This is a genomic window from Rhodococcus sp. Leaf233 (genome assembly GCF_001426165.1).
GTDB classification, from domain to species: Bacteria; Actinomycetota; Actinomycetes; order Mycobacteriales; family Mycobacteriaceae; genus Rhodococcoides; species Rhodococcoides fascians.
Map to the genome: position 1 here is coordinate 489,348 of NZ_LMRO01000012.1, position 19,169 is coordinate 508,516.

The following is a 19,169-nucleotide window of genomic DNA, read 5'->3' on the forward strand; positions in this document are numbered from 1 at the left end:
GTGTCTGCAACCGGAATGCGCCCTGTTCGCTACACCGCCCTCGCCTGTGCTCTTCTGCTGGTGCCGCTCGTCGCGTGCAGCAGTAGCGACGACGCCGGTACCGACACCGCGGACAGCTGCGTGCTCGGTGCCAGTGGCGGCACCCCGGTAGGAAAGAGTCCGAGCACCGGCTCGGGTGACATCTCCACCAATCCGGAAGTGGCGACCGGATATCGGTCGAACATGACTCCGGTGGAGACGCCGTCGTACTCGGTCTCCACCGCCAACCCGGTCTCCACTGCAGCCGCGTGCGAGGTACTACGCGACGGCGGCACCGCGGCCGACGCACTCATCGTCGCGCAGACCGTGCTCGGGCTCGTCGAACCCCAGTCGTCGGGAATCGGCGGCGGCGCTTTTCTGATGTACTACGACGCCGCGTCGGGCGAGGTGCAGAGCTACGACGGTCGCGAGACCGCGCCGATGAGTGCCACCGGCGACTACCTGCGGTACATCGACGACGTCAACCGCACTGTGCCGCAACCCGATGCGCGGTCCAGTGGCCGATCGATCGGCGTGCCGGGCGTTGTGCGCATGCTCGAGCAGGCGCACGAGGATCACGGCGACAAGCCGTGGGGGGATCTGTTCCGACCAGCGATCGAGCTCGCCGACAACGGAATCGAGATCAGCCCGCGCATGGCCTCGTCCATCGCGGACTCGGCACCGAAGCTCGCACTCGACCCGGCGTCCAAGGACTACTTCCTGCAGCCCGACGGTACCGGTAAGCCCGCCGGCACGGTGCTGAACAACCCAGCGATGTCGAAGACGTTGTCCGCCATCGCAACCGACGGTGCCGACGCCTTCTACACCGGCGACATAGCCCAGGCCATCGTCGACGCGACAGCCGATACCACCGCCGGCCGTACCCCGGGGCAGATCACGTTGGACGACCTCGCCGGCTACGAGCCGAAGACCCGTACCGCAGTGTGCACGCCGTACCGCGATCACGACATCTGCGGAATGCCGGGGCCGTCCTCCGGTGGAATCGCGGTGGCCTCGACGATGGGCATTCTGTCGAACTTCGATCTGGCGCAGTACGCCCCGACGGACATGGACGCCAACGGCGGCAAGCCGACCGCCGAGGCCGTGCATCTGATCTCCGAGGCCGAGCGTTTGGCCTACGCCGATCGCGACAAGTACGTCGCCGATCCGGACTTCGTGCCCCTACCCGGCGGCTCGCCCGACACCCTGCTCGACCCCGAGTACCTCAGCAGCAGAGCAGGACTGATCGACGAAGGCAAGTCGATGGGTACCGCGAAACCGGGCGACTTCGGGCCCGTGCAGTTCGCCTCGTCCACCGATCCCGAGCACGGCACCAGCCACATCTCCATCGTCGACGGCGAGGGCAACGCAGCCTCGATGACGACGACCGTCGAGTCGGCTTTCGGCTCGTTCCACATGGTCGACGGCTTCCTGCTCAACAATCAGCTGACCGACTTCTCCGCCGCGCCGGTGGCCGAGGACGGAACTCCCATGGCCAACCGTGTCGAGCCAGGCAAGCGCCCGCGCAGTTCGATGGCCCCGACCCTGGTGTTCGACCGCAGCGACGACGGCACACGCGGAGATCTCGTTCTCGTCGCGGGCTCACCCGGCGGGTCGGTGATCATCCAGTTCGTCGTCAAAACACTGGTAGGACTGCTCGATTGGGGAATGGACCCGCAGCAGGCGGTGTCGATGGTCGACTTCGGAGCGGCCAACACCCCGTCCACCAACTACGGCGGCGAACATCCCAACGTGACCGGAGAGAACGATCCGGTCGTGGTGACGCTGCGCGAGAAGGGCCACCAGGTCTCGGTTGCCGACCAGTCGAGCGGGCTGAGCGCGCTGCAACGCACCGATGGTGGCTGGATCGGCGGAGCGGACCCACGCCGCGAAGGTGAGGTACTGGGTGGGTAGGTGCGGGCGCGGGTAGCGCTCAGCTCACGAATCGATAGCCCATGCCGGTTTCGGTGATCAGATGCACCGGTGCCGCTGGGTCTCGTTCCAACTTCTGGCGTAGTTGGCCGAGATAGATTCGCAGATAATGTGTTTCGCGTTCGTGCCCGGGTCCCCACACGGTACGCAGAATCTCCTTCTGCGACACCAGTTTCCCCTCGTTGCGGACGAGCAGTTCGAGGACGCCCCATTCGGTGCGCGTCAGGTGCACGTTCTCACCCTGTCGAACAACGGTTTTGGCGGCGAGGTCGACCGTGAAGTCCGCGGTCTCGACGATGGGATCCGCCACCGATTGCGGACCGCGGCGCAGGGCCGCGCGCAGTCGCGCCAGCAGCTCGTCCATGCCGAACGGCTTGGTCACGAAGTCGTCCGCCCCGGCATCGAGTGCCTCGACGGTGTCGGCCGAGTCGGTGCGCGCCGAGAGCACCAGAATCGGCACATCGGTCCATCCTCGCAGACCTGCTATGACGTCGATACCGTCGATGTCGGGCAGACCGAGGTCCAGGATCACGATGTCCGGGTGGAAGTTCGCGGCCACCCGCAGTGCTTCCCCACCCGTAGCCGCGCTGACGACCTCGAATCCGCGGACGTTCAGATTGATCCGCAGCGCCCGCACGATCTGTGGTTCGTCGTCGACGACGAGCGCCCGTACCTTCACCTGCTCGCCGCCTTCAACTCGACCGTCATCGTCAGCCCTCCGCCGACGGTGTCCGACGCCGTGACGGTACCGCCCATGGCCCGTACGAATCCTCGCACCACCGACAGGCCGAGTCCGACGCCCACCGAGTTGTCACGGTCACCGAGGCGTTGGAACGCGTCGAACATGGTCGCTTCGGCCCCGACGGTGATGCCGGGGCCGTGGTCGACGACGGAGATGGCGGCCATGTCCCCGTGCACTGCGGCGCGCACGGTGATCTCGCCGGTGGGGGCGTAGCGGGCACTGTTCGCCACCAGGTTCGCGAGCACTCGTTCGAGCAGACCCGGATCGGCGAGCACTTCGACGTCGCCCACCTCGACCCGCACGCGCTCGTCGGCCCCTACCAGCGCGCCTGCCAGTACGTCGTCGACGAAGACGGGACGCAGACTGGGTTGCACCACACCGGCTTGCAGCCGCGAGGAGTCGAGCAGATTGGTCACCAATGCCGTCAACTGGTCGGCCGACTCGTCGATGGTGGCGAGCAGTTCGTCGGTGTCCTCGGGCGAGAACTGAACGTCGGTGCTGCGCAGCGACGACGAGGCTGCCTTGACCGCCGACAGCGGCGTTCGCAGATCGTGGCTGACCGCCGAGAGCAATGCTCGACGCAACGCGTCGGCCTCGGCCAGTGCGTTGGCGCGGCTGGCTTCCTCGGCCAAACGGGCTTGGCGCACCATGCCCGCGGCTTGGTTGGCCACGGCTGCGAGGACGCGGCGATCGTGGGCGCGGGTGCGTTCGCCGACGAGCAGCAGCGTGAAATCGCCCGCGTCGATCTCGGTGTCGGCCCCGTTGCGATCGGTCGGCGGGTGTTCGCCCGAGCTGCCCACGATGGACCGGGACTGGTTGTCCCACAGTGCGACGCCGGACTGCCGATACGTCTCCCGTGCGCGCTCGAGCAGCGCGCCCAGATCGGCACCGCGCAGGACGGACCCCGCGAACAGGGTCAACAGTTCGGCTTCCTGCGTCGCCCGGCGTGCCTGACGCGTCCGACGAGCGGCCGCATCCACCAAGGCCGCGACTGCCACAGCGACCAGCAGCAGTACGACGGTCACGACGAAGTTGTCCGGCTCGGCGATCGTCAGGCTGTATCTGGGTGTGGTGAAGAAATAGTTCAGCAGAAATCCTGCGATCAGCGCCGAGAGTGCCGCCGGTGCAACACCTCCGAGCAGCGCCACACACAGCACCACCATGAAGAACAGGGCGCTCTCACCGCTGGAATCGAAGTCCGGACCGACCGTGCTCAGCACTGCAGCGGCCAAGCAAGGCACGAGAACCGCGGCGAGCCAGGCGATCACCCGTCGACGACCCGAATCGACCTGCAGACTCCGCCGACGGGCCTGCTCGGCGTGAGTGACCATGTGCACGTCGATCTTTCCCGAGTTCTGCACCACGGCCGCACCGATACCCTCGTCGAGAATGCGGGCGGCACGTGACCTTCTCGAGGTACCGATCACCAACTGCGTGGCGTTCACTCCGCGCGCGAAATCGAGCAGAGTGGTGGGCACGTCGTCCCCGACGACGCTGTGCACACTCGCACCGAGGCCGGCGGCGAGCTTGCGCACGGAACCCATCTGCGGTGCGGACACGCCCATGAGGCCGTCTCCGCGAACGATGTGCAGCACCATCAGTTCGGCACTGGACTTCGAGGCGATCCGACTCGCCCGCCGCAGCAGGGTTTCCGACTCGGGGCCGCCCGTCACCGCGACCACCACCCGCTCGCGCGCCTCCCAGGTGTCGGTGATGCGATTGTCCTTGCGGTACTTCACCAATGCGGCGTCGACCTGGTCGGCGATCCACAGCAGTGCGAGCTCACGCAGAGCCGTCAGGTTGCCGCCGCGGAAGTAGTTGCTCAGCGCGGCGTCTACTTTGTCGGCGGCGTAGACGTTGCCGTGCCGCAGCCTGCTCTGCAGCGCCTCGGGTGTGATGTCGACCAGCTCGACTTCGTCGGCGGCCCGAACCACGCTGTCGGGAACCGTCTCTCGCTGCGGAACACCGGTGATCTGCTGCACCACGTCGTTCAGCGATTCGAGGTGCTGCACGTTGAGGGTGGAGATGACGTCGATGCCCGCGTCGAGCAGCACTTCGACGTCCTGCCACCGCTTGTCGTGGACGCTGCCCGGAGTGTTGGTGTGCGCCAGTTCGTCGACGAGCACCACCTCGGGGCGACGCGTCAGGACCGCGTCGAGATCGAGTTCCTGCGCAGAGGATCCGCGATAACGGACCGTGGCCATCGGCAGGACTTCGATGCCCTCGAGCGCCTCGATGGTTCGCGCCCGGCCGTGCGTTTCCACGACGGCCGCGACCACGTCACGTCCGCGATCCTGCAGCCGACGAGCTTCGCCGAGCATGGCGAAGGTCTTGCCGACGCCGGGCGCGGCACCGAGGTAGATCCGCAGCTCACCCCTGTCCGCCACAGCCTGTCTCCTCACCCGGCCGGTATGCGTCCCGCAGTGCCAGGTTCAACTCCGGGACATTCACCGCTTCGGCACCGAGTACACCGTACTGCGGGCCGCGGGTGTACTTGTCGACCAGCGCCTCGACATCGTCGACCGACGCTCCGTTGACCTGGGCCACCCGGGCGACCTGGAGGGCCGCGTAGGCGGGACTGATATCGGGATCGATACCGGATCCGGAGCCGGTGACGGCGTCGGCCGGAATCGTGGACGGGTCGACGTTTTCCCGGGCTGCGATGGCGGCTCGGCGCTGTTCGACGAACGACGCGAGTACCTCGCTCGACGGGCCCTGATTGGTCGGTAGCGCTGCGGCCGGATCTCCCGGCGCGAACGCGTCGTCGTCCGATACCGAGCCCGTGACGCGGGTGTGGAAGAACGGATCCGGCTCTCCCGGAGCCACCTGCGGATCGACGCCGATCAGCGAGCTGCCGACGACGCAGCCCTGTGCGTCACGCAGCGGTGACCCCTCGGCGGAGTCGGTGCCGATGCGGCTGATGCCCCAGACCACAGCCGGATAGGCGATGCCGAGGATCACGGTGAGCGCCAGCAGCACTGCGAAGCCGGCGACGACCTGACGGAGAAATCCCTGTACGAAACGCATGGTCAGCCAATCCCTGGAATGAGTCGAACGAGCAGGTCGATGAGCCAGATACCGACGAACGGACTGATGACGCCGCCGACGCCGTAGACCAGTAGGTTCCGCCGCAGCAACGCAGCTGCGGACGCCGGGGTGTATCGAACACCTTTGAGTGCCAACGGAATCAGCGCCACGATGACGAGCGCATTGAAGATCACCGCGGACAGGATCGCCGATTCCGGGGTCGCCAGGTGCATGATGTTGAGCCCGCCCAGCTGGGGATAGACGGTGGAGAACATCGCCGGCAGAATCGCGAAGTACTTCGCCAAATCGTTGGCCAACGAGAACGTCGTCAGAGCACCGCGAGTGATGAGCAGCTGCTTACCGATCTCGACGATCTCGATCAGTTTGGTCGGATCGGAATCGAGATCCACCATGTTGCCGGCTTCCTTGGCCGCCGAGGTGCCGGTGTTCATCGCCACGCCGACGTCGGCCTGCGCGAGAGCCGGGGCGTCGTTGGTGCCGTCGCCGGTCATCGCAACGAGCCTGCCGCCTTCCTGCTCCTGCCGGATGAGCGTGAGCTTGTCCTCGGGAGTGGCCTCGGCCAGGTAGTCGTCGACACCTGCCTCGGCAGCAATGGCTTTGGCGGTCAGCGGATTGTCACCGGTGACCATCACGGTTCGGATGCCCATGGCCCGCAGCTGAGCGAACCGTTCGGCAATGCCGGGTTTGACGACGTCCGAGAGTTCGACGACACCGAGAGCGCGAGCAGCAGAACCGGTTTCGCGTACCGCGACCACCAGCGGAGTGCCGCCGTTCTGCGCGATGTCGTGCACGGTGCCGTCCAGATCGGCCGTCCCGCCGCCGTCGCGAATCCAACTGTAGACCGAATCCGCTGCACCCTTGCGGATCTCCATGCCCGGTAGATCCAACCCGCTCATCCGAGTTTGCGCCGTGAACGCCACGAACTCCCCGCGCTCGGATTCACCTTCTGCCGTGACGGATTCGAAGTCTCGCTCGACCAGTTCGACGATGCTGCGCCCCTCGGGGGTGCCGTCGGCCAGCGACGACAGCCGAGCGGCGCGAGCCAATTCGGCGGCGTCGATGCCCGTCGCCGGATGCAGGCCGGTGGCGCGGCGGTTACCGAAAGTGATGGTCCCGGTCTTGTCCATCAGCAGGGTGTCGATGTCGCCTGCCGCCTCCACTGCCCGGCCGGACATTGCCAGTACGTTGCGCTGCACCAACCGGTCCATGCCCGCGATACCGATGGCCGAGAGCAGTGCCCCGATGGTCGTGGGGATCAGGCAGACGAGCAGGGCAATCAGCTGGATTGGATCCTGTTGCTGTCCAGCGTAATTCGACATCGGACCGATGGCGACGACAGCGAAGAGAAACACGATGGTCAGCGACGCGAGCAGGATGTTCAGGGCGATCTCGTTCGGCGTCTTCTGCCGCGCCGCGCCCTCGACGAGGGCGATCATCCGATCCACGAACGTCTCGCCCTGCGCTGCAGTGATTTTCACGACGATCTCGTCGGAGAGCACGATGGTGCCGCCGGTGACGGCCGACCGATCGCCGCCGGATTCACGGACCACGGGAGCCGACTCACCGGTGATGGCGGATTCGTCGACGGTTGCAATGCCCTCGATGACATCGCCGTCGCCGGGAATGACCTCACCGGCCGAGACGACGACCTCGTCGCCGACCTTCAATTCGGCACCGGCCACCTCGGTGATCACGAACTCGGCACCCGACGCCGTGCGTCGTCGAGCAGTAGTGTCCTGCTTCACCTTTCGCAGGCTGGCCGCCTGCGCCTTGCCGCGGCCTTCGGCAACGGATTCGGCGAGGTTCGCGAACAGCACCGTGAACCACAGCCAGCCGGTGACGAACCAGGCGAACACCGACGGCTGAGCGATCGACAGGATCGTCGTGACGATCGAGCCGAGAAAGACGACGAACATGACCGGGTTGCGGGCCAGGTGACGCGGATCGAGTTTGCGAAACGCGCCGGGTAGAGCGGTGTTCAGTGACAGGTTCATTGCATGGCCTCTGCTATGGGTCCGAGAGCAAGTGCGGGGAAGAAGGTGAGGGCCGCGACCAGAATGGAGGTACCGATCAGCAGCGTGCCGAACAACGGTCCATCGGTGGGCAGGGTGCCAGCGTTGGGCGCGCTGCGTTTGGTCGTCGCCAGCGAACCGGCCAGTGCCAATACGAAGACGATCGGCAGAAGGCGGCCGAGCAGCATCGCGATACCGAGGGAGATCTGGAACCAGTCGCTCGTCACCGTCAGGCCGCCGAAAGCGCTGCCGTTGTTGTTCGATGCCGATGCATAGGCGTAGAGCACCTCGGTGAATCCGTGGATGCCCGGGTTGCCCTGATAGCTCGTCGTGGATTCGAGTATCACCGTGATCGACGTGCCGACGAGCACGAGGATCGGCATCACGAGAACCGAGAGCGCGGCCATCGTGATGGCCCGTCGACCCAGCTTCTTGCCGAGGAATTCCGGAGTTCGGCCGACGAGCAGACCACCGACGAAGACGGCGATGACCGCGAGCACCAGCAATCCGTAGAGACCGGTGCCGACGCCACCCGGCGCGATCTCGCCGAACAGCATGTTCAGCAACACCGCTCCGCCGCCCAGCGCAGACATACTGTCGTGGGCCGAATTGACTGCGCCGGTCGATGTTCCGGTCGTCGACACCGCGAACAGCGCAGACGCCGGGATGCCGAAGCGAACTTCCTTGCCTTCCATCATCGCGCCCGCGGCCGTTGCTGCCACTCCACGGGTACCGGATTCGGCGAACAACGTCACCGCCAACAACGTCGCCCACAGCGTCGCCATCACCGCCAGCAGCGTCAGACCCTGCTTGCGGTTGCCGATCATCGTGCCGAACGTACGAGTGAGGGCCACCGGGATCAGCAGCAACGAGATGATCTGCACGATGTTGGTCAGTGGTGTCGGGTTCTCGAACGGGTGCGCCGAGTTGGCCGCCAGAATGCCACCACCGTTGGTGCCGATCTCCTTGATCGCCTCCTGCGAGGCAACGGGCGCAAGCGCATTGGTGACCGTCTGCCCATCGAGACCGGTGGAGGTGAAGCCGGACGAGAACGACATCACGGTGCCCTGAGTCAGCATGATCACCGCGACGAGCACGGAGAGCGGCAGCAGAATACGGAGCGTCCCGCGCGTGAGGTCGACCCAGAAATTGCCGAGCTCACCGCCCGTCGACACCCGAACGAAGCCGCGCACGACGGCGATCGCCACCGCGAGACCGACTGCAGCAGAGACGAAGTTCTGCACCGCCAGCCCCAGCGGCTGCGTCAGATTCGACAGCGTGGTCTCGGGAACGTACGACTGCCAGTTGGTGTTGGTGACGAACGACGCCGCAGTGTTGAACGCCATCGCCGGACTCACCCCCGACAGGCCACCGTTCAGCGGGAGCACACCTTGAATTCGCTGCAGTACGAACAGGAATACGACCCCGGCGAACGAGAACCCGAGCAGGCTGGTGGAATAGCCGACCCAGGTCTGTTCCGACGACGAGTTCACCCGGGCCACCCGATAGAGCAGACTCTCGACCCGAGTGTCGTGGGTCGAACCGAACACCCGGGCCATGTAGTCACCGAGCGGCACGTACGCCGCCGCCAACACGACGATGACCACAGCGATCTGAAGACCGGCAAGCAGAGCAGGATTCATGGCGGCGTCAGAACCTCTCGGGATCGAGAAGAGCGACGAACAGGTAGACCGCGACGAACGCGGCCACCGTGAGACAGAGCAATTCGGTCATTGCTCGATCCTGGATCCCACCAGCGAACGAAAACGCGTTCCTTACGCTTTCCTACGCTCACGACCTGCGGTCATGACGGAGTTTTTACGCTAGCGCTCCTCGAACAACCCCGATCCGCTAGCGCTCCTCGATGTCGTCGACGCGGATTTCGACCGCATCCCTGCCGAGGGTGACGCCGAGCAGGTCCGCGACCACGTCGATGGCGATCGATGCCAGTTCTTCGCCTGCCGCCTGCAGATCGTCGCCGTACACGCCGATCACCGCGACGAACAGGCCTGTGCAGGCGTGATCGTCGAGATCGAGGTCGATCTCGGTGGGCTGTGCACCGTGTACGCCCGCGAGAGCACGGCGCAACGTCGTCTTGACGATGTGATCGCTGATCCGCAGTGAGTCCCGTGGATCAGCCGCTGAACCCGCCGGGAAGACGCTGTCGATCGGCCAGGTGCGGCGCGTCGTATTGCGCACTTTCGCGAGGATGGACGAGCTGATGTCCACCCAGTTCGGTTCCTGCGGTGCCTCCCGAAGCTCGGTGGCAGCACGCGCGAGAACCGCATTCGGTTCTACCGGGTTCGCCATGTCGCCAACCTTTCGCTCAATGTTGCTCGTGCTCTGGTCAATTGACCTCGTACTGCTCCTGCGGACAACGTCATGATCGCGCCGATCTCCGGATGGGTCAGGCCCTCGACCTCCCGAAGCAACCAGCAGGCCCGCTGCCGATAGGGCAACTCCGCCAGTGCCACACCCAATTCGGCCATGAAGCTGTCTGCTTCGACGTCCGCCTCGGGATCACTGCCCGCGCCCGTGCTCTTGCGCTCGAATACCCAGTCTTCCGCAGGAGGAACGCTGCGACGCCGGCGATGATCTATCACTTTGTGCGAGACCAACGAGAACAGCCAGGTGCGCAGAGCCGAATCGCCCCGGAAGTTGTCGAGCCCCTTCCACGCTGCGACGAACGCGTCCTGCACCACCTCCTCTGCTGCACCCTGATCGGACAGCATGTTTCGGGCGTACCGAAACATCTCCGGTCCGTATCGGCCCACGATCTCCTCGAACGCATCCGTCTCGCCGAGCGCGGCTGCGCCGACGAGTACGCGGTCCGACGCATCTCTCCACTCCATCGGGCCCCCAGACGTAATCTATGACGTAGGTCACTTTATTTGTACGTGCGTTTCGGTGATCGAGCTACGACCAACTCCTGACACACACTGTGCACCACTACTCAGCGAAGAGAGGCAGTCATGAGCTCCACGACGGACACCAAGGCAACCGTATCCGCAGCAGGCGAAGGCAAGACCGACATCACCACGAAGTCGGATTCCGTGCTCGTCAGCTCGCAGGGCCGCACCACCATTGCCGATACCGTCGTCTCGAAGATCGCCGGCATCGCCACCCGTGAGGTCCAGGGCGTACATGCCGTCGGCGGCGGAGCGAGCCGCGCGATCGGTGCCCTGCGCGAGCGTATCCCGGGTGCCCGCGTCAACCAGTCGCAGGGCGTCTCGGTCGAGGTCGGCGAGCGTCAGGCAGCGGTCGACATCGACATCGTCGCCGATTACGGCGTCTCGATCGCAGACCTCGCAGCAGGCATTCGTCGCAACGTCATCAACGCCGTCGAGCGCATGACGGGCCTCGAGGTCACCGAGGTCAACATCGTCGTTCACGACATCTACCTGGACGACGGCTCGGACGAAGAGGAGACCACCGAGACCGCCTCCACCCGAGTGCAGTGACCGACCCGAACCCGACGGACCGTGACAAGTCCGAGGACATCGCCGACGCCGTACAGGCGATCGACGGTGTCGTCGGGCTGCACGGCGGCATGTTCGGCGAGGCTGCGACCTATCTACCCGGACGCCGCGTCGCCGGCATCCGGATCGCAGACGACGGCACCGAGGTACACGTCACTCTCCAGTTCGGCTACGCCGTACGGGAGACCGCCGAGGCAGTGCGTAGCACCGTCGCGGCAATGGTCGACGGGCCCGTGCACGTCACAGTCGAGGATGTCGTCCGGGTCTGAATTGTGCGAGTCTGACCAGGTGAACGAGCATTCAGCGCGCGACCGGGCCGCCGCGTACAAGGCGGCCCGGCGCGCTGTGGCCCGAGAACACCACCCCGACATCGGTGGTGATCCCGCCCGGTACATGGCAGAGCTCGCGGAAGTCGACCGCCGGTTCGCCGTACTTCCGTCGAATCCGATCAACACTGCCAGCGCACCGACAGCGTTCCGTTCGTCCTCGGTACCGACGCCACTGCGCACACTGCCGAAACGCATCGCCCGGCTCCGCAAACGCGTCACTCGACGCAACTACTTCGACATCTGAACTCTCGACATCCGAACACTCTGACTGGAGACAAGACCATGACCACTGCAACCATCGGTTTGTTCGTGGGACTTCTGCTGGCCATCGCCGCAGCAGCCGGCGGCTTCACCGGCTTCCTCATCGCCATCGTCCTCGGCGGACTCGGTTTCTTCGTCGGCCGCTACATCGACGGTGAACTGGATCTGAACTCGATCATGCGTGGTCGCGGTCGTGACTGACACAGCAGCAACCCCCACGACCCCAGGGACACCGGCCGCAACCCCGGGGTCACTCGCGGACCCCGGCGATCGCGGTTCCCTGGAGATCAAGCACAAGGCAGTCGAACGCCTGGCCGTTCTGGCGGCCCGCGGCACCGACTCCGTCACCGACCGCCAGCCCGGACTGCACCTCCTCGGTGGGCGTGATCTGCCGAAGGCCGATGTGACGATCACCGGCGAGCGAGTGCGAGCGAAGGTCTCCGTCGGAGTCACCTGGCCCTCACCGTTGGCGAAAGTGGCTGCGAACGTTCGCGCCGCCGTGGCCAGAGACCTGTCCGAACTCGGTATCTACACCGTCGACCGAGTCGACGTGACGGTCGAATGCATACCGGCCGAGCCCACCAGCGAAGAAGGGAGAGTGCAGTGACAGAGCAAGCAAGCAAGAAGCCGGTGGCCAACCCCACCGCAGCTGTTCCGGCCGTCCTGTTCGCTCTCGTTCTCATCGCCGCCGGAGTCGTACTCGGACGCGAGGCGCTGCTGAAGCTGGGCGCTCTCGACGGCTCCGAGTGGGTCGGCCCGGCCGCATCGAACCTCGATGGGCTCACCGCTCAGCAGTGGATGCTGCCCGCAGGTATCGCCGCCGTCGTCATCGGATTCGTTCTCGTGTTCGTGGCAATTCGCCCACGTCGTCGCACCCACCGTGCTCTCAACGAGCAGGGCGTCTGGCTTCGTAAGGGCGACGTCGCTGCCGTCGCGCGATCTGCCGCCCTGGACAGTGTCGGCGTCGACACCGCGTCCGCCAAGGCGGGCAACAAGAAGGTCACCGTCGCCGTATCCACCGTGGCCGGTACCGACACCTCGGCTCTCAAATCCGCGGTCGTGACGTCCGTGGACGACGCCCTCCGCCCACTCGCGTCGGCACCCAAGGTGCGCACCCGAGTGCGAACGACAGGACAGACCTCATGAAAGGACAGCAGCTGTGAAACGCGCAACCGCATCGCTCGACCGCACCGGCACAGCCGTCGTCGGGCTGGCTCTGATCGCTCTCGGCGGCGGAGCCATCGCCTGGGAACGCGGCGAGCTTCCCGGCCGCGAGCGGCTGGACGCCGCGTTCGTCGACACTGCCGTCGACGCCGGTTGGTGGCCCTGGGCTCTCGGCGCAGCCGCTGTCGTGCTGATCCTGCTGGGTCTGTGGTGGTTGCTCGCGCACCTGCCGCGACGATCGGTCGGGACCGTGGCCTTCGGATCCACGTCGGCCGACGTCACGAACGTGGACGGAGAGCAGGTCGACGGCAGGCTCAGCGTCGACCTCGGCACCGCCGCCCGTAGTGCAGCCAAGACGCTGGCAGGTCACGACGGAATCGTCTCGGCCTCCGGTCGCTCTGTCTCGGACAGGGGACAGCGCGTGGTCGAGATCGTCGCGACGCTCGACCCGGCCGTCACGTCCCTCGAGCAGGTGTCCGACGCCGCAGCACGGACCCGCGACGACATCGTGACCTCACTCGACGGAACTCCAGCCAAGGTGCGAATTCTGTTGCAGTGCGGCAAGTCTCGCAAGCAGTCGGCGCGCGTCAGCTGACTCCGGAGAACTCGATCTCCCCGATCAGGCCGTGGTGGTCCGATCCCGGGAGGTCGATTCTTTCCAGTGATCGGGCGTGCCCGGAATTGGTGAGAATGTGGTCGATGCCGACGACGGCCGGAGTGCCCTTGTCCGTGGGATAGGTCGGTATCAGCCCCATCCCCAATTGTGATGCAGCGTCGGCATATCCGGCATCGAGTAGGTTCCTGAACTTTTTGTGCGAATACGTGGTGTTGAAATCACCACTGACGATGACGGGACCGCTTGCCGACACCGCCTCGAGATCGCTACGGAGCGTGTCCAATTCGGCGGTCCAGATATCGGCCGGGGTGACGTATGCGGGGCCGGGATGGACGGCCAGGAGCGTCACTGGCTCCGATCCGGGAACGTCGACGGAGGTGGCCAGGTTCACGGGCCCATAACCGGCGAGTTCGCGATTGTCGGACAGCGGTGTGCGACTGTAGATTCCGGCACCTCCGCCACCCGTCGGCAACGCTCGCAGGTAGCTGTACGGAAAGAGTTGCTCCATGCCGGCATCCCGTAGCCCGAGCACCGACGCATCGGTCAGCTCTTGGATCGTCACGACGTCGACGGCGTTGTCGCGTGCCGATCCGACGACGACCGACGGATCGGCGCTGCCCACCATCAGGTTGGCCTGCATCACCCGCAGCCGGACGGCATTGCCGCTCGCGTCGTCCTGGGATGCCGCGTCGGCCACGTACAGAGGTGCGTACGCCACAGCGGCTGCTGCCAACACGACCGCGGACACCGCCGCCAGAATCCATTGCCTACCGATCAGCGCGACGACGGCACCGACCACGACAGCGACGAGCATCAGGGGAACGAACGATGCCAGCGCGATCAGAACGTTGATGCGGGTGTCGGTGTAGTACGCCCCCATCGCGACGAGTCCGGTGACGATGCCCAGCGTCGCGATCGTTCCGGTGAGAATCCGTACCCAGGTTCGCTGCATCGCACCGAGAGTAGCTACGCCCTGACGCCGACGGTCAATGCTCGGACGGTTGTCCAGGTCAGAGACATCAAGCCCCGTACAGCCGCGAACGAGAACGCTGTCGACCACACCGTTCTGGTCGCCGGTTCGGCAACAGGAAGGCCGGCAAAGCGATCGGCCAGCCAATCGAGGGTCAGGGGCGCACTGAGCGGATGCAGCGACAGGTGCTCGCTCAGCCGATCTCGCAGGTAGGTCACGTGTGCGCCGGCTTCGAGATACCGATCGACCTGGCCGTCGACGTCGTCGACGGCAATGATCTGGTCGTGCACGGCCTGCACGACCAGCAACGGCACCGACGGAGCAGTGCGACCGGGCTGGATGTCCTGGAACACCTGCACGATCTCGGGTAGGGCGAGCAGGTCGGCAAGCGGAATGTCGATGTAGTTGTCGAGATCGTGCCGAGCCAGCCGTCTGACAGCGCGAACGGTCGTCATCGATTCGACGGAATCGAGAATGCGCATTCCGTCCTCGCTGACGTACTGACGCACCACACGATCGAGATCGGGGTAGGTGCGTCGCAGTCCCGCGACAACAAGCGTCGGCAGAGCCGCGTGCAGCGTCGCGTTGAGCCTGGTGAACGCAGAACCCGGATCGCCGACGGGGGAGCCGAGGGCGGCACCGACGAGCTCGAGCTCCGGTGCGTACTCAGGGGCCATTTCTGCGGCCCACGACGTCGCGAGCCCGCCGCCCGAATATCCCCACAATGCCACGGGCGTGCTCTCGTGCAGCTCCAACGACTCGAACGACAGCGCCGCGCGGATCGCGTCGAGTGTGCAGAATCCTGGTTCCTGCGGCGACCCCCAATGTCCGTCCGGTCCCTCGTGGTCGGGGATCGAGATGGTCCATCCGCGGCGCAGGGCATGCAGAACCAGCAGAAACTCGAACTGAGGAACTGCGCCGAGGGCCTTCGAGCCCCGTCGAAGCGCGTAGGACGGGAAGCACGAGGACGCAACGCCGTCGATGGCGCACTGGTACGAGAGCAACACCGGTTCGGCATTCTGCGGCCGCAGCACCGTCGTCACACTGGCCTGCGGTACACCGCCCAGATCGGCGGTGCGGTACAGCAGCTGCCATGCGTCGACTCGCTGTCGCACGTGGCCGAACATCGCGACCTCGACAGGCCTCACCTTGAGAATCGTCCCCGGTAGAGCCGCTTCGTAGCCCTCGGGCGCGGCGTAGAACGGGTCGTTTTCCGGCCTGGTCGCATCCTCACAGCTCGGCCATTGTTCCACCGGCCAGGACTGTTCGTCCGCCATCGATCTGTCGACGCTCATATCCCACCGCTTCTTGTCCGAGTCTCTTCGTCACACTAACTTGCCCTGAACGGCCCCTTTTCATGCAGCCTGCTGCCAGTTGGTGATCAGAACGTCGGTCGCGTAGCTCAGGTCGAGGCCTTCCCCGCCCCAGTTCGGGACAATGGCGTCGGGTTCGATGTGCTGATATTGCCGCCGGCGGACCTCGGCGTCTCCGGACAGCGCCGGCGCGTGAACCATCTCTCCTCCCGACGGGTGCCGGAACGTGAATCGTTGGTGGCCGAGGGATTCGATGAGGAAGTAGCCGTCGTGCAGTGCTCGATGGTGTTCGCCGCACAACAGGACCAAGTTGTCGAGCGAGGTCGCACCTCCCCGCGAGCGGTAGGTGACGTGGTGAGCATGCAGAAACCGGGTGCGTCCGCACCCGGGCACCGAGCAGCATCGATCGCGAATGATCAACTGACGCAGCTGGGTTCGGCTCGGTGCTTTGGCAGTGGTACTCCACCGCACCGTTTTTCCCAACCGGCCGTGACCGACGACTCGCATGACCGACGAACACAACACCTGAGCGAGAGTTTCGTCGTCGAGCCCGGGCCCGTCATCGAAATGAGCATGATCGCACCCGGCTTCGGTGCTGTCTCCGAGGTGTATCAACACCTCCGCGGCAGGTGAGACGACCGGTGAATCGATGGCGGCGCACACCATCTCCGCCATCGCGACGAGCGCAGGAACGGGGTTCGGCGGCGCCGGGGCCGACCGGTCACCCTCGGATTCCACCTCCGTGCGAGTGCGCTCGTACTCGGCCCTGGTCACCGCAGCCAGAAATCGCTTGCCGTCCTCGGGCCGAAAGCGCGCCGTCACCACGAGCGAGCCGTCCTCGTCGTCCCAGCGCCACCGTCCCACACACGGATCGAGGTCGACGCCGTTGCCTCTGGTCGGCCGCATCGCCTTCTTCAGACCACGGCAGAGACGTTCGATGTGCGCGGCGGGTGCATCGAGCGCCTTCTGCAGCAGTGACGCTTCGTTGTCGGCAGTTGCGACACGGGTCATCGCGCGCACCTTCGAGTACGACACCGTGCCGCTCAGGTACGCAGAGGTGATCAGGGGCAGCTCGCGCATCGCCTTGGCCACCCGCACCTGCTCACGGGCAGTGTGCAGATCGACTCCGGCGCGCCAGGACAACCAGTGCGCGCAGGACCTCGTCTCCCACGCGGCCCACCCACGTCGAGCATCGAACTCACCGACCAGGATCAGATACTGCGCAGATGCAGCCGCGATCTGGCCCGCCAGCGCGCATATCTCCGTCTCGATGTCTGCAGTCTCGACCATGAATGCCCCCACTCGTCGAATGTACGTTCGACGACAGTACGACGAGGCACCGACAAGAACGGCGGGAAACCGACGCACCCGTCCCCGCGGGGACGTCGTCGGGGTTGCTTTCTCGCCCACGGGCCCGATACTGAGCATCAGATGCTGGATCCGACGGAAAGTGGGTGTGGCCATGAGCGGTTCGGACACCTGGGGCATCCCCAGCACAGACTTTCTCCGCTGGTACCTGCTCGCGGCCGTTCTCGCGATACTCCTGACGATGGCGGGGAACTGGATAGCCGCTCACCGATCGACCCCGGTGACGTCGGCAGGCCGCGTGCTCACACCCCCCGAAGTAGGTGTGCTCACCAGCGACTCCCAGGCAGTGATGGCGTCGTTGGCCATACTTCGCGGTGCCGAGATCATCGACTCGCAAGGAAGAAAGCGCCGCGAGCTGAGCGCCATCGAGCGGTCACAGCTGGACTGGTTCACCCGCACCGTTCTCGAACGCCTCGGTAGCGGTAAAGCACCCCTGGTTCGCTCCCGACTGGTGGCGAACATGTCGGGCACATGCGCGCAACTGCGGAGCACTCTCGTCGACGAGGGTCTGCTGCACGGCGCACGCGGCTCCGCTGTCACACGGGTATTCCCGGTTGTCTTCGTCATCGCAGTCGGAATTGCCCGCATCGTCGCCGGCACCGCGAACGGCAAGCCCGTCTGGTTTCTCGTCGCGATCGTGCTCGTCCTGTTCGCGGCGGTGCCGGTTCTGCTTCGTCGACGCCGTCGGACAGCTGCGGGCGATACCGAACTACGCCGGCTCCGCGCCGAGAACGACTACCTTTCACCCCGCGCGCGACCGTCCTTCACCGCCTACGGGCCGACTCGTGCCGGATTGTCTGCAGCCATTTTCGGAGCAGGGGCCCTGCTGATGCTCGATCCGGCGATGGCCGGTGCACTCAGCTACGGCACCGCCCAGGCCGGTGGGGCCGCGTCGTTCGGCTTCGGCGGCGACAGCGGAGGCAGCGGAGGCGACGGCGGCAGTAGCAGTTGCGGCGGTGGCGGTGGGGGATGCGGCGGCGGAGGTTGTGGAGGTTGAACACCGACACAGTGCCCGTCGGGCTCGGGATCGGTTGGCGCTCGGAGATATCCGGCATCGTCTCGGAACTCCCGGGGCTGGCGTTCTGCGAGGTCATCGCCGAATCGATCGGTGAGCAGGCACCCGATCGCCTCGTCACCTTGGGAGTTCCCGTCGTCACGCACGGAATCTCGTTGTCCTTGGGCGGTGCCGAGCCGGTGGAACAGCACCATATCGACCGACTGGCACGAGTGGCATCCATGCTCGGATCCCCGCTGGTGAGCGAGCACATCGCCTTCGTCCGCGCCGACGGAATCGAGGCCGGTCATCTGCTTCCGGTACCACGCACCCACGAAGCACTGACGGCGCTCGCGCGAAACATCGCACGAACGCAGGATGGTGTGCCGGTTCCGCTGGCGGTGGAAAACATTGCAACCCTCTTCGATTGGCCGGAAGACCAATTGACCGAGAGTGAGTTCCTGGCAGAACTCGTCGAGCGGACCGGCGTGAGCCTGGTGCTCGACATCGCCAACGTGTACGCGAACGCACTCAATCGAGGCCGCGACCCGTGGACCGAACTCGAACGCCTGCCGCTGGATCGAATTGCCTACTGCCACATCGCCGGTGGCACGGTCCGTGGCGGCATCTATCACGACACCCACACTGCGCCCGTGCCCGACGAAGTCCTCGAATTACTACGGACCTTTGCGATGGCCGGTCATCGCACGCCCCTGATGCTCGAACGCGACGGTCACTATCCACCCGAGGCCGAGCTACTCGCAGAACTGGATGCGATCGCAGATGCGGCGGGACTCGATCGCATCACCGGGGTACGGACGTCCGGGTACGCGAGGTGAACGACGACCTGGCGCGCCGTCAAGAAGAGTTGGTACGCGCTCTCGTGGCAGGTGGGCCACTGCCCGCCGAATTCGATTCTGCGA

At 65.6% G+C, this 19,169-nt stretch carries 21 protein-coding genes; 10 read left to right on the top strand and 11 right to left on the bottom strand.

The window, feature by feature from the left end:
* The first annotated feature begins 15 nt into the window (after nt 1-15).
* Nucleotides 16-1,932, top strand: coding sequence for a gamma-glutamyltransferase (ggt, locus tag ASH04_RS22000; protein ID WP_057474537.1), 1,917 nt, complete (start codon nt 16-18; stop codon nt 1,930-1,932).
* Between the two features lie 19 nt (nt 1,933-1,951).
* Here the strand turns inward: ggt and ASH04_RS22005 are convergent, their stop codons facing one another.
* The 8 genes from ASH04_RS22005 to ASH04_RS22035 form a co-directional block, all read right to left on the bottom strand.
* Nucleotides 1,952-2,629, bottom strand: coding sequence for a response regulator (locus ASH04_RS22005; RefSeq protein ID WP_032367717.1), 678 nt, complete (start codon nt 2,627-2,629; stop codon nt 1,952-1,954).
* A complete protein-coding gene (locus tag ASH04_RS22010) occupies nt 2,626-5,079 on the bottom strand; it encodes a sensor histidine kinase (RefSeq protein ID WP_057474538.1) in 2,454 nt (817 codons plus the stop codon). The genes ASH04_RS22005 and ASH04_RS22010 overlap by 4 nt, the downstream gene beginning before the upstream one ends.
* Nucleotides 5,063-5,719 (bottom strand): potassium-transporting ATPase subunit C, encoded by a 657-nt coding sequence (locus ASH04_RS22015; RefSeq protein ID WP_032367715.1) that lies wholly within the window; start codon nt 5,717-5,719, stop codon nt 5,063-5,065. The genes ASH04_RS22010 and ASH04_RS22015 overlap by 17 nt, the downstream gene beginning before the upstream one ends.
* Nucleotides 5,720-5,721: 2 nt before the next feature.
* Nucleotides 5,722-7,734: a potassium-transporting ATPase subunit KdpB gene (gene kdpB / locus ASH04_RS22020; protein ID WP_032367714.1), complete on the bottom strand. Its 2,013-nt coding sequence runs from the start codon at nt 7,732-7,734 to the stop codon at nt 5,722-5,724.
* Entirely contained in the window at nt 7,731-9,395 is a 1,665-nt protein-coding gene (gene kdpA, locus ASH04_RS22025) for a potassium-transporting ATPase subunit KdpA (protein WP_057474539.1), read from the bottom strand. Before kdpA ends, kdpB begins: the two co-directional genes overlap by 4 nt.
* 7 nt (nt 9,396-9,402) lie before the next feature.
* Nucleotides 9,403-9,486, bottom strand: coding sequence for a potassium-transporting ATPase subunit F (locus ASH04_RS27630; RefSeq protein ID WP_072691966.1), 84 nt, complete (start codon nt 9,484-9,486; stop codon nt 9,403-9,405).
* A gap of 117 nt (nt 9,487-9,603) precedes the next feature.
* A complete protein-coding gene (locus ASH04_RS22030) occupies nt 9,604-10,062 on the bottom strand; it encodes a hypothetical protein (protein WP_027495130.1) in 459 nt (152 codons plus the stop codon).
* Nucleotides 10,047-10,604 carry an RNA polymerase sigma factor gene (locus ASH04_RS22035; RefSeq protein ID WP_048318882.1) on the bottom strand — a complete coding sequence of 186 codons (558 nt, stop codon included), beginning with the start codon at nt 10,602-10,604 and terminating at the stop codon, nt 10,047-10,049. Before ASH04_RS22035 ends, ASH04_RS22030 begins: the two co-directional genes overlap by 16 nt.
* A gap of 120 nt (nt 10,605-10,724) precedes the next feature.
* On the opposite strand from ASH04_RS22035, the gene ASH04_RS22040 reads away from it, so the two are divergent.
* Genes ASH04_RS22040 through ASH04_RS22070 form a run of 7 tightly spaced genes read left to right on the top strand, consistent with a single transcriptional unit; the run spans nt 10,725 to nt 13,580 of the window.
* Nucleotides 10,725-11,213, top strand: coding sequence for an Asp23/Gls24 family envelope stress response protein (locus ASH04_RS22040; RefSeq protein WP_027495128.1), 489 nt, complete (start codon nt 10,725-10,727; stop codon nt 11,211-11,213).
* A complete protein-coding gene (locus ASH04_RS22045; RefSeq protein ID WP_027495127.1) occupies nt 11,210-11,500 on the top strand; it encodes an Asp23/Gls24 family envelope stress response protein in 291 nt (96 codons plus the stop codon). Before ASH04_RS22040 ends, ASH04_RS22045 begins: the two co-directional genes overlap by 4 nt.
* A 19-nt stretch (nt 11,501-11,519) precedes the next feature.
* Nucleotides 11,520-11,804 carry a hypothetical protein gene (locus ASH04_RS22050; RefSeq protein ID WP_162247549.1) on the top strand — a complete coding sequence of 95 codons (285 nt, stop codon included), beginning with the start codon at nt 11,520-11,522 and terminating at the stop codon, nt 11,802-11,804.
* Nucleotides 11,805-11,842: 38 nt separating this feature from the next.
* Nucleotides 11,843-12,022, top strand: coding sequence for a hypothetical protein (locus ASH04_RS22055; protein ID WP_027495126.1), 180 nt, complete (start codon nt 11,843-11,845; stop codon nt 12,020-12,022).
* Nucleotides 12,015-12,428 carry an Asp23/Gls24 family envelope stress response protein gene (locus ASH04_RS22060; RefSeq protein ID WP_027495125.1) on the top strand — a complete coding sequence of 138 codons (414 nt, stop codon included), beginning with the start codon at nt 12,015-12,017 and terminating at the stop codon, nt 12,426-12,428. The genes ASH04_RS22055 and ASH04_RS22060 overlap by 8 nt, the downstream gene beginning before the upstream one ends.
* Nucleotides 12,425-12,967, top strand: coding sequence for a DUF6286 domain-containing protein (locus ASH04_RS22065; RefSeq protein WP_051364962.1), 543 nt, complete (start codon nt 12,425-12,427; stop codon nt 12,965-12,967). Before ASH04_RS22060 ends, ASH04_RS22065 begins: the two co-directional genes overlap by 4 nt.
* 13 nt (nt 12,968-12,980) lie before the next feature.
* The gene (locus tag ASH04_RS22070) at nt 12,981-13,580 is read left to right on the top strand and encodes a hypothetical protein (RefSeq protein ID WP_057474540.1); all 600 of its coding nucleotides are present in this window, start codon (nt 12,981-12,983) and stop codon (nt 13,578-13,580) included.
* Here ASH04_RS22070 and ASH04_RS22075 read toward each other — a convergent pair.
* From ASH04_RS22075 to ASH04_RS22085, 3 genes are read right to left on the bottom strand one after another with little or no spacing between them, the layout of a single operon-like run.
* Nucleotides 13,573-14,553, bottom strand: coding sequence for an endonuclease/exonuclease/phosphatase family protein (locus tag ASH04_RS22075; protein WP_052054783.1), 981 nt, complete (start codon nt 14,551-14,553; stop codon nt 13,573-13,575). The two genes, ASH04_RS22070 and ASH04_RS22075, sit on opposite strands and share 8 nt — an antisense overlap.
* 14 nt (nt 14,554-14,567) lie before the next feature.
* On the bottom strand, nt 14,568-15,866 hold the full coding sequence (locus ASH04_RS22080; RefSeq protein ID WP_032389391.1) for a lipase family protein: 1,299 nt from the start codon (nt 15,864-15,866) through the stop codon (nt 14,568-14,570).
* 60 nt (nt 15,867-15,926) lie between these two features.
* Complete coding sequence (locus ASH04_RS22085; RefSeq protein WP_057474541.1) at nt 15,927-17,174, bottom strand: HNH endonuclease signature motif containing protein; 1,248 nt, start codon at nt 17,172-17,174, stop codon at nt 15,927-15,929.
* 172 nt (nt 17,175-17,346) lie between these two features.
* On the opposite strand from ASH04_RS22085, the gene ASH04_RS22090 reads away from it, so the two are divergent.
* Together ASH04_RS22090 and ASH04_RS22095 are read left to right on the top strand one after the other, a co-directional pair.
* Nucleotides 17,347-18,249, top strand: a complete 903-nt coding sequence (locus ASH04_RS22090; RefSeq protein ID WP_057474542.1) for a TIGR04222 domain-containing membrane protein — start codon at nt 17,347-17,349, stop codon at nt 18,247-18,249.
* Nucleotides 18,222-19,085 (top strand): DUF692 domain-containing protein, encoded by an 864-nt coding sequence (locus tag ASH04_RS22095; RefSeq protein ID WP_057474543.1) that lies wholly within the window; start codon nt 18,222-18,224, stop codon nt 19,083-19,085. Before ASH04_RS22090 ends, ASH04_RS22095 begins: the two co-directional genes overlap by 28 nt.
* Nucleotides 19,086-19,169 lie beyond the last annotated feature (84 nt).